This is a genomic window from Bacillus sp. NPDC060175 (assembly GCF_042728695.1).
Lineage (GTDB): Bacteria > Bacillota > Bacilli > Bacillales > Bacillaceae_G > Bacillus_A.
Window position 1 is genome coordinate 1 of record NZ_JBHWYR010000111.1, and the last position, 11172, is coordinate 11172.

Sequence of the window (11172 nt, forward strand, 5' to 3'; positions counted from 1 at the left end):
GCCATATAGAGTAGCTGAGAGTGAGCTACTCTATATGGCCTTTTTGTTTAGGCGTTAAGTAAGTTAAAGAATCGATTTACATCTTCTTCTGAAACATCACTTAATTGTTTATATTTATAATTTGGATTTTGGTCTTTATCAACTACAACGGAGCGTACTCCTTCAAAGAAATCTTCATGTCGCAAGAAGTTTTTAGCGAGTATAAGATCTGTCGCGAAACATTCTTCAACTGACTTTTCTTGGCCATCGATAAACTGTTTTAATGTTACCTTTAATGAAACAGGGGATTTGGATAATAGCTTTTCTTTCGTTGTTTGGGCAAATGTACTTTGATCTTTCTCTAACGATTGAATGATTCCCTCAATTGTATCGAATGCAAAATTCGAATTAATTTCTTCTAATGAAGAAGAAAGATTGCCATCTAAGTTTGGAGCAGTTGCAAATGTACGAATAACATCTTTTAAATGAGTATGTACATCTTCGTTTTTCCAATTTACATTTTCAAGTGCGGTAAGGAAATTTGGTAATGAATCTGATGTCATAAAGTAATCAGCAGCTTTAATATATAATACATCAGGAGCTTTTAAAATGGATGCTGTTAAAGCAACATATCGACCAGTATATCCAGGTGCTTTATTTAAGAAATAAGCAGCACCGACATCAGGGAAGAAACCGATGTTCATTTCAGGCATTGCCCACTTCGTACGCTCTGTTACAATTCGATACGTAGCTCCATTTGTCAGACCGACACCACCGCCCATTACGATTCCATCTAAACAAGCGATAATTGGTTTTTTGTATTGATAAATAAATGTATCAATTTCATATTCTTCTTCAAAAAACTGCTCTGCATGTTGTAATGCAACTTCGTTAGAACGTGCTTCGTAAAGCGTTTTAATATCACCACCTGCACAAAAACCTTTCGTCCCAGCTCCTTTTAAAACGATGAGTTCAATACGCCCATCTTGCTCCCATTCTTTAAGTTTTTGCCCAATTGGTTGTAACATGTCATAGGATAAAGAATTAAGTGCTTTTGGACGGTTTAAAGTAATAGATGCAACGCCGTTTTCGCTAACAGAAAATAAAACGTGTTCGGTCATAATAAATCCTCCCTTACTTATCTTTCTATTCTTATTTCTTGATACATGCTGAAATGTCCTCTATAATTTTTGTCTAAATTAGGTGCTTAGTGTTATTATTTATCGCATATTTTGACGAGTTATATTTGCAGGATTTCAGAGGATGAAGAGGAATATTACAACATTACTGTAAGCGCAATTATTTGAAATCATAGTGTTGAAGGCGCTATTATATGTATAACTTATATTGAGTTAGTATACGTGGCGTAACAATACATTAAAGAGTGGATGTAGAAAAGGTTAAAAGGCTGAATTATCTAACTTTTAAAGAGTGTGGGGTTTGTATATAATTAGAAATAGAGAAAGGAGAGATCGGAATGCCAGGACCTTTACTATTGTCGGTAATTATTTTGTCATCTCTTATGGTAGGAATTACACAGTATTTTCATCATACAGATACGACAGAAGAAGTGAAGGATAAGGTGCGTCTCGTGTTTCCGATTTTTATAATATCTATTTCCATATGTTTTTTACTAAATAAAGATGGGTATGTTGTGGCCGTATTCGCGTTTTTTGTAGCAATTGTCTTAATAACTGTATTGTATTACATTATGAAAGAGTACTTACAAAAATAAGGATGCCAGAAAGGGCATTTTTATTTTTGTATATTGATAATTTCACATACCGTATTTTATGTAAAAAAAACATAAAATACTTATAATTAAAAAAGTATGTACATCGCAGTGTATTTACTTGTCAATCTTGCATGACCACTATACTATTAAAATGTAGAGATTAGAAAAAAAGGGGTTGTATCTAGCATGAAATTTGAGATGCACACAAAAATTATTTCAAATGAAAAAGAAGTAAGAGTACATATAGAAGATAATTTATTTCAATTAATTTTAGATGGTTATCATCTATTTACTATTCAAGAAATATTGCCTTTATATAAATCAAACGAAGAAAGAATCGGTAGTGCAATTGTCCAAAAGTTAGAATGGGAGAACGGAAAAACTACACTAAACTATCAGCTTGTTTCACTACAATCAGTAAACTAAAAGGAGAAGGGTAATATGAAGTTTTTTCATACAGCGGATTGGCATTTAGGTAAGCTTGTTCATGGTGTATATATGACTGAAGATCAAAAAATTGTGTTAGATCAGTTTGTGCAAGCTGTTGAAGAAGAAAAACCGGATGCTGTAATTATTGCAGGAGATTTATATGACCGAGCAATTCCACCTACAGAAGCAGTAGACTTATTAAATGATGTATTACAAAAGATAGTTATTGATTTACAAACACCAATAATCGCGGTTGCAGGAAACCACGATAGTCCGGACCGCATACATTTTGGTAGTAATTTAATGAAAAAACAAGGATTACATATTGTTGGACAATTTCAATTTCCATACAATCCTGTTGTTTTAAATGATGAATACGGAGAGGTTCATTTCCATCTCGTTCCGTATGCAGATCCAAGTATTGTTAGACATATATTGAAAAATGAAGATGTTCGTTCTCATGATGACGCGATGCGTATTTTTATGAATGAACTCTCTGAAACGATGGATAAAGAAGCGAGACACGTATTTGTAGGACATGCATTTGTAACTTCTTCAGGAGAGGCAGAGGAAAATACGAGTGATGCGGAACGACCACTTTCAATTGGTGGTGCTGAATATGTAAATAGTCATTATTTTGATAAGTTTCATTACACGGCGCTTGGCCATTTACATCAAGCGCATTTTGTACGTAATGAGACAATTCGTTATTCAGGTTCACCACTTGCATATTCTATTTCTGAAGAAAAGCATAAAAAAGGATATTATATTGTGGAACTGGATGAAAAAGGTGAAACAACAATTGAAAAACGTTTACTTACACCACGTCGTAAAATGCGTACAGTAGAAGCGAAAATAGACGATTTATTACTTCATCCAGTGAGTGAAGATTATGTATTTGTGAAATTATTAGATGAAAATCCTGTCTTGCAGCCAATGGAAAAAATACGTTCTGTATACCCAAATGCAATGCATGTTGAAAGATCTATTCAAAGACGAGAGTTCACAGATGAAAATGAAGTAACTGTTTCAAGACATAAAACGGATGATTTATCTCTTTTAAAAGCATTTTATAAAGAAATGAAAGGGCTAGATTTATCAGAAGAGAAAGAACGTCTATTTTTAGATGTTTTGCAAACAGTGCAAGAACGGGAAGGTGAACGAGGATGAGACCGATTCAGCTTATAATGACCGCATTTGGTCCATATAAACAGAAAGAAGTAATCGATTTTAAAGATCTTGGTGAGCATCGTATTTTCGCTATTTCTGGAAATACAGGAGCTGGAAAGACAACGATTTTTGATGCGATTTGTTATGTATTATATGGAGAGGCTAGTGGAGAAGAGCGCAGTGATACAAACATGCTTCGTAGCCAATTTGCTGATGATGATGTTTATACAAGCGTGGAATTAACTTTTCAATTAAAAGGAAAAAGTTATGAAATTAAACGACAACTGGGCCATAAAAAACAAGGGAATAAAACAATTACAGGACATGCAGTCGAATTATATGAAGTAATTGATGAGGAAAAAGTTCCATGTGTCGATCGTTTTCATGTAACGGATGTAAATAAAAAAGTTGAAGATTTAATTGGATTAAGTAAACATCAATTTAGCCAAATTGTCATGTTACCGCAAGGAGAGTTCCGAAAATTATTAACATCTGAAACGGAAAATAAAGAAGAAATACTACGCCGCATTTTTAAAACAGATCGTTATAAATTAATGCGTGAGATATTAGATCAAAAGCGTAAACAATGGAAAGACGTCTTACAAGAAAAACAAAAAGAACGTGAGCTATATTTCCGTAATGTATTTAAATTACCAATACGTGATGGGGCATTATTAGAGACATTAGTGGAGCAAGAGCATGTAAATACACATCAAGTAGTAGAGGCATTAGAACAAGAAACAATTTGGTACAATACAGAGGTTGAGCAATTACACTTAGAACAAAATGACAAAACGAAACAATTAAAAGAAGCAGAGGCACGTTTTCATGCAGCAAAAGTTGTAAATGAGAAATTCAAAGATTTAGAACAAAAGAATGAGAAGTACAGTACTTTACAAGAAAACCGTGCCGTAATCGAAATGAAAGAAAAATCTTTTAAACATGCGGAACAGGCGAAGCGATTATTACCATTTGAGCAATGGTATGAGGAAGCGATGCAATATGAACAGCAGTCTGAAAGTTTGTTAAAACAGATAATCGCAAAAAAAGAGCATATAATGAACAGTTTTGCACTTGCTCAGGAGAAATATGAAGCATTAAAGAATAAGGCATCCGAGCGAGAAAATGCTAAAAAACAAGTTCAAAGACTAGAAGAGTTACAACCAATTATTGCATCATTAGCTGAGAAAAAGTTAAATTTGCAAAATGCTGAAATTCAAATAGGAAAATTAAAAGAAGGTATGCAAAAGTTAGATGAACAACTAGAAGCGCATAAAAATGAAAAACAAAGAATGTCTGGCGAATTACAGCAATTAGAAGTAGCGCTTGAACAATATGTAGCTAAAGTAGAAGAACTAACGAATATGCGAGAAGATGCAAAAGTATTAAAGCAGGCATATGATGTATGGCAAGAAAAACAAAAATACGAGCAAGAAAAAGAAATTGCGTTTCATAAGATGCAACTTGCAGTTAGTGCGTATGAAAATATGGAACGCCGCTGGTTAGGTGAGCAAGCTGGTATATTAGCTCTTCATTTACATGATGGTGAATCTTGTCCAGTATGTGGTAGTATGGATCACCCGAAAAAAGCTACAGAGCAAAGTAATGCAATTGATGAAAAAGAGTTAAATGGGCTAAGAGAAAAGAAAAACGTTGCGGAAAAATCACATGTTCAATTAGAAGAAAAGTGGAATTTCTATCGAGTTCAATATGAACAAGTGATAGAAGAAGTCCTAAAGCGAGGGTATCGCTCAGAAGAATTAGTAGAAACATATAGTGCGCTCGTTCAAAAAGGAAAGCAATTAGCAGCAGAAGTAAATACGTTAAAATCAAGTGAAGAAACGCGTAAGCAAATTGCTGTGAATATAAAAAGCGTAGAAGAAAAAGTAGAAGAACTCCAGAAACAAAAGCGTGAAGTAGAAACCGTGCAGCACAGTACTGAAATGGAGTGTATGCAGCTTCGTACGTCATATGAACATGATAAGCAAAATATTCCGGAAAGCTTGCAAACGGTACAAGTTTGGAAAGTACAGTTTGACCAAGCTCTACAAGAACTTCGTTTAATGGAAGATGAATGGGAGAAAGTACAAGAAGCGTATCAACATTGGCAAAATGAAAATATACGTATTCAAGCAGAACATGATAGTGCTTCTAATCAATTTAATAGTGCAAAAGAGAAGAAAGAAGAGACTTTCACACGCTTTATGAAAGAGCTAGAACAAAGCGGATTTACAGATCAATTAACATATACAGAATCCAAATTAAATGATGCTGAGATGGATAAGTTACAACAAGAAATCCAAAGTTATTACTCATCTCTAGAAGTACTTACAAAACAAATTGAAGAATTAAAGACACACTTAAAAGATAAAGCGTATATAGACATTTCTTCATTAGATGAGCAAGTGAAAGAATTGGAAATTAACCTTGATATTATTAAAGAAAAACGACAACGTGCTCAAAACGCCGTATCATATATTACGGATTTACATGAAAATATTAAACGAATTGATGAACAAATTCATGAGGAAGAAAAAGCATTCCAAGAACTTGTTGATTTATATGAAGTAATGAAAGGGGATAACGATAGTCGTATATCCTTTGAACGTTACATCTTAATTGAGTATTTAGAACAAATTGTTCAAATTGCGAACGAACGACTACGTAAATTATCAAATGGACAATTTTATTTAAAACGAAGCGAACGAGTTGAAAAGAGGAATCGACAAAGTGGATTAGGCTTAGATGTATACGACGCATATACAGGTCAAACTCGAGATGTAAAAACATTATCTGGCGGTGAGAAATTTAACGCATCACTTTGCTTAGCGCTCGGAATGGCAGACGTTATTCAAGCGTATGAAGGTGGTATTTCCATCGAAACGATGTTTATCGATGAAGGGTTCGGCTCATTAGATGAAGAGTCATTAACGAAAGCAGTTGACGCCCTAATCGATTTACAAAAATCAGGCCGATTTATCGGTGTAATTTCACACGTTCAAGAACTGAAAAACGCAATGCCAGCTGTATTAGAAGTAACAAAGCAGAAGGATGGGTGTAGTCAGACTAAGTTTGTGGTGAAGTAACAAGATTTAATTGCGGAGAAATTTAGTGAAATAATAAATAAAGCGCCGTCTCCTTATTGGAGGCGGCGTTTGTATGAAATAAGGAACTATGAGTTATCTGAAGTAGGCGGCGTATGTGATAATCGATTATAAGTTTTAAAAGCAGAAATTGCCGATATAACACCACCCGCTAAAAATAATGCTGATCCACCTACTAATATGATACGACTGACATATGTTTCTCGTGCTTCTTCAACTTCTTCTTGTAACATTGTAGGCATATGATTCCCTCCTTTATAAAAATGTGTTTTGTAATAGTATATACAAACGCCTAACATGTGTTAAAAATGAAGAAGTTGTATGTATAAGCATCTAAGTGAATTTAATATTTAGCTAGTGTTAGTATTAAGTTCGACGCTTCTGCACAACTTCTGCACAAGTTTTAGTAGTTTATATGTCATGATATATCCGTAAAGATAAATATTCAATAATAATGAATGGAACATTCGTTCATTATTAAGTGTGCGTTTCTTACGCACTCTCCAAAACAAGTGTCTTTATTGTTATTCTTTTGCATCAAAGCCCTCATCACACTACGAAGTATAACAAGAAGGGGATACGAACATGAATAATCGAATTTTAAAACACCTACTAAATATGAAGATGAACAAGAAAAGTCTGGGAGCCGTTGCATTAACGGCTGGAATCATAGGCACGACTCTCATTCCTCAAAATGCATATGCGCACGGTTTTGTTGAAAAACCTGGAAGTCGTTCTGCTTTATGTAGCCCAACTTACGGCGCACTGAACGTGAACTGCGAAAGTATTATGTATGAACCTCAAAGCTTAGAAGCTCCAAAAGGATTTCCACAAGGTGGCCCAGTTGATGGGCAGATTGCTTCGGCAGGTGGGAAATTTGGTGGTATTTTGGATCAACAAACAACAGAGCGTTGGTTTAAAAATACGATAACAGGTGGAGAAAATACGTTCACATGGAAGTATACAGCTCCTCACTTAACAAGCAAATGGCATTACTATATTACGAAAAAAGGTTGGAATCCAAATAAAGCGCTAACAAGAGCAGACTTTGAGCCAATTGGAACTGTACAACATGATGGCTCTGCAGCTTTAAACAATTTAAATCACAAAATTAACGTACCTACTGATCGTAGTGGATACCATGTTATTTTAGCGGTATGGGATGTAGCTGATACAGCAAATGCATTCTATAATGTAATTGATGTAAATCTAGTCAATAATGAAAAACCAGACACAGAAGCACCAAGTAATCCAAATGGACTTGAGGCAACAAAAGTTACAGCAAATAGTGTAGAACTAGCATGGACCGCTTCTACGGATAATGTAGGGGTAAAAGGTTATCAGGTCCTACGCAATGGAGAGATTATTGACACAGTACCAGGCACTCATTTTATTGATAAACATTTACAACCAAGTACTGAATACTCTTATACTGTAAAAGCGATTGACGCAGCTGGAAATGTATCGAAAGAAAGTACGGCAGTTAAAGTGAAAACATCAGTAGCGATTCTTGATACAAAAGCACCTACACAGCCAAAAGGATTACACAGCATGGGAACGACAGCATCAAGTGTTGATCTGATGTGGAGTCCGTCTGACGATAATGATGGTGTAGACCATTACGATATTTACAGAGAAATATCAGGCGTAATGAAAAAAATTGGAACATCCAACACTACTTCTCATATGGACAAAAATTTGCTTGCTAATACTACATATAAATATACGGTGAAAGCTGTTGATGTAGCTGGAAATGAATCAACACAAAGCGATGTATTCAAAGTTACCACAAAAACTGAGAGCGCTTCATACGAAGCGTGGAATTCAAAGAAGGCATATAAAAAGGGAGATAGAGTCGTACACGAAGGGAAAGTGTATGAAGCTGTCCAAAATTACCAAGGAAATGGGGATCCAAACTGGATTTATGCTTTATCATTATGGAAAACAGTGTAAGCTTTTACTGGTTTTGAACTAAGGAATGACTGACGGGCTTTGGTGTAATAAAGTAATAATGAGAGTTCACTTTAAAGTTGAAACAAAAAAGACGACATATAAAATGTCGTCTTTTTTGTACGGATTTATTTTTCCTCCTGGTTTTCTACCTTTTCCGTATTAGAAGCAAATCTGCTTTTAAACCCATCGATAAAATTACAACCACTTAATGAAAATACAAATACACATATAAGACCAACTAAAATACCCTTTTTGTAATTTACTTTACAAGAGCCTCCTAATTATCAATTCGTAAACTATATTTAAATGGTTAATATACATTGAAATTACCGTAAAAATGAATAGTTAAATTATATAGTTGTAGGACATGACGTCATCTTATGAATATTTTTATACAGTAGATATATTTATTACTCATATAGTATTACTTCGTAAAGCAATTGTATTACAAAGAGGTATCTCTATACCTCTCCACCATACCACTAGACTGTAAAAATACATAATGTGTGTACCTTTTTGGATAGGTAAAGATATGTAAAAATATGAGGGTGAGAGTGAATGTGATTTTTAACGATTTTAGCTCACGGAAGGTTACGAGGTAAAAATAACTGAAGGAATACTAAAAAAATAATAACCGAAGGATTTTCGTTTGAATACTAATGACTTTTACGGATTCATGAACTTGGCTCTTCAGGAAGAGCATTTTTGATAGCTTAATATAGGGGGTAAATAAATTATGAACGTTAACTACGGTAGACATACTATTATTGAAGTTGATTTAAATGCACTGCAACGTAATTTCCAACAGTACAAACAAGCTATTCCATTTGGTACAGCGATTATGACAGTTGTAAAAGCGAATGCCTATGGACACGGGGCAGTTCCGATTGCGAAGGCGGTAATAGAGGCAGGCACAAGTCACTTGGCAGTTGCGTTTGTAGATGAAGGAATTGAACTTAGAGAAGCTGGTATAGCTGTACCAATATTAATCTTTGGATACACACCGTATGAAGCGATAGTAGATGCAATTACGTATGATTTAAGCATGACAGTATATACAATTGAGGATTTGCATGCTATAGAAGAGGTTGCTTCACAAATGGAAAAGAATGCGTACATCCATATTAAAATTGACACTGGAATGAGCCGACTCGGTTTACAACTTAATGAAGTCACATTGTTTTTACAAACATTAAAGTGTACAAAATATATTCAGGTTGAAGGAATGTACACGCACTTCGCTTGTGCAGATGAAAGGGATAAAATGTATACTCTCATGCAACAAGAGGTATTTCAAAAAGCCGTAAGCAAAGCAGAAGAGTTACAAATTGTTATTCCATGGATTCATGCCAATAATAGTGCTGCTACAATTGATATGAGAGAAACAAAAGGAAATATGGTCCGCCTTGGAATCGCGTTATACGGTCTCTATCCATCTGCAGATGTCAATCAAGAAGCTATTTCGTTACAGCCTATCCTGACATTTAAATCAAAAGTTGCGCATATCAAAAAAGTAAAAAAAGGAAATGGGGTTGGCTATGGAGCAACATATACAGCGACAGGAGAAGAATGGATTGCGACGATACCGGTTGGATATGCGGATGGTGTCAGCAGGCAACTCTCGAATAAAGGGTTTGTATTAATAAAGGGTATGAAAGTTCCTATTATAGGACGTATTTGTATGGACCAGTTAATGTTGGACGTAACAAAAATCATGCCAATACATGTTGGGGATGAAGTGGTCTTTTATGGTAATCAAGGCGAGGAATCAATAAGTGTAGATTGCGTTGCAGATATATTAAGTACAATTAATTATGAGATTACTTGTATGTTAAGTAGAAGGATACCTCGCATCTATATAAAAGACAATAAGCCAATCGAAATAATAAATGAACTACGAAGAAGTCCTATCAGTTTATGTATAAATGAATGAAGAATCTTCACCATAAATTTATGCTAACTTCACATGCAGCACATATTAAAATTGTATTATGTATATGTACCAAATAAATAAAATAAATAGCATTGCTGTTTTTAAATAATCAAAATCCTATTATTTCTATATAAGGGTCTTAATTGTATTTTAGAGATTACATTTTATTTAGAAGCAGATTTTAATAAAAAGGAATTCAAATAAAAGGGGAATGTCTTATGACAACATATACGAGCGAGATAAAAAAAACTTTAGTTACTGAAGAAGATGTAGATATTTTAAAAATTATGGCGCATCCAATACGTTTACAAATTGTAAATGAATTAAGTGTCCGTAAAACTTGTAATGTAACGCAATTGACAGAAATATTAAACATTCCGCAATCGACTGTTTCACAGCATTTATCAAAAATGAAAGGTAAAGTGCTAAAAGCAGAGAGAAGAGGATTAGAAATTTATTATTACATTAATAATTTAAAAGCAAGCAAGATTGTTAATGTATTAGGATATATAAACTAATGGATGTTCATTGTACAAAATAGTCCCTCTGTTATAAAACAGAGGGACTATTTTGTATTTCATTATTTGTTTGTATTTAAGATTTTATAGTTTTTATGATTCACAATAGTTCGATCAAATTCAAAAGTACCACCATTTACATCTGTAATTTCAACTAAGACAGATTCAGTGTACAGTTTTAATACAGAGCCAGTGATTTTCAGGTTATTTCTTTGAAAAAGTATAGTATCCCCTACGTTTGCTTTCATAGTACCTCCTCATAAAAGACAGAAATGTTTGTTTATTATATATATTAAACCACGTATAGTTATAATAGTGAATATTTAGTTTTGTTTATCAATAAAATATTTG

The 11172-nt window shown here is 34.1% G+C and carries 10 protein-coding genes; 7 read left to right on the plus strand and 3 right to left on the minus strand.

Features of this window, described 5'->3' with window-relative positions; genetic code table 11:
* Nucleotides 1-47: 47 nt before the first annotated feature.
* Nucleotides 48-1100 carry an enoyl-CoA hydratase/isomerase family protein gene (locus ACFWDE_RS28095; RefSeq protein ID WP_377896086.1) on the minus strand — a complete coding sequence of 351 codons (1053 nt, stop codon included), beginning with the start codon at nt 1098-1100 and terminating at the stop codon, nt 48-50.
* A gap of 356 nt (nt 1101-1456) precedes the next feature.
* On the opposite strand from ACFWDE_RS28095, the gene ACFWDE_RS28100 reads away from it, so the two are divergent.
* From ACFWDE_RS28100 to ACFWDE_RS28115, 4 genes are all read left to right on the plus strand, one after another.
* Nucleotides 1457-1714 (plus strand): hypothetical protein, encoded by a 258-nt coding sequence (locus ACFWDE_RS28100; protein ID WP_377896087.1) that lies wholly within the window; start codon nt 1457-1459, stop codon nt 1712-1714.
* Nucleotides 1715-1900: 186 nt separating this feature from the next.
* Nucleotides 1901-2140: a DUF2584 family protein gene (locus ACFWDE_RS28105; RefSeq protein WP_002148113.1), complete on the plus strand. Its 240-nt coding sequence runs from the start codon at nt 1901-1903 to the stop codon at nt 2138-2140.
* A 15-nt stretch (nt 2141-2155) separates the two neighbouring features.
* Nucleotides 2156-3313 carry an exonuclease SbcCD subunit D gene (locus ACFWDE_RS28110; RefSeq protein WP_002148112.1) on the plus strand — a complete coding sequence of 386 codons (1158 nt, stop codon included), beginning with the start codon at nt 2156-2158 and terminating at the stop codon, nt 3311-3313.
* On the plus strand, nt 3310-6399 hold the full coding sequence (locus tag ACFWDE_RS28115) for an AAA family ATPase (RefSeq protein ID WP_377896088.1): 3090 nt from the start codon (nt 3310-3312) through the stop codon (nt 6397-6399). The genes ACFWDE_RS28110 and ACFWDE_RS28115 overlap by 4 nt, the downstream gene beginning before the upstream one ends.
* An 86-nt stretch (nt 6400-6485) precedes the next feature.
* Here ACFWDE_RS28115 and ACFWDE_RS28120 read toward each other — a convergent pair whose 3' ends face one another.
* The gene (locus tag ACFWDE_RS28120) at nt 6486-6659 is read right to left on the minus strand and encodes a hypothetical protein (RefSeq protein WP_002012755.1); all 174 of its coding nucleotides are present in this window, start codon (nt 6657-6659) and stop codon (nt 6486-6488) included.
* A 343-nt stretch (nt 6660-7002) separates the two neighbouring features.
* Between ACFWDE_RS28120 and ACFWDE_RS28125 the strand changes: the two genes are divergently transcribed.
* From ACFWDE_RS28125 to ACFWDE_RS28135, 3 genes are all read left to right on the plus strand, one after another.
* Nucleotides 7003-8370: a lytic polysaccharide monooxygenase gene (locus ACFWDE_RS28125; protein ID WP_377896089.1), complete on the plus strand. Its 1368-nt coding sequence runs from the start codon at nt 7003-7005 to the stop codon at nt 8368-8370.
* A 736-nt stretch (nt 8371-9106) separates the two neighbouring features.
* Nucleotides 9107-10303 carry an alanine racemase gene (gene alr, locus ACFWDE_RS28130; protein ID WP_377896090.1) on the plus strand — a complete coding sequence of 399 codons (1197 nt, stop codon included), beginning with the start codon at nt 9107-9109 and terminating at the stop codon, nt 10301-10303.
* Nucleotides 10304-10521: 218 nt separating this feature from the next.
* Nucleotides 10522-10821: an ArsR/SmtB family transcription factor gene (locus tag ACFWDE_RS28135; protein ID WP_070142537.1), complete on the plus strand. Its 300-nt coding sequence runs from the start codon at nt 10522-10524 to the stop codon at nt 10819-10821.
* Nucleotides 10822-10883: 62 nt separating this feature from the next.
* On the opposite strand, the gene ACFWDE_RS28140 is transcribed toward ACFWDE_RS28135, so the two are convergent.
* A complete protein-coding gene (locus ACFWDE_RS28140; protein WP_002148107.1) occupies nt 10884-11069 on the minus strand; it encodes a YkvS family protein in 186 nt (61 codons plus the stop codon).
* Nucleotides 11070-11172 lie beyond the last annotated feature (103 nt).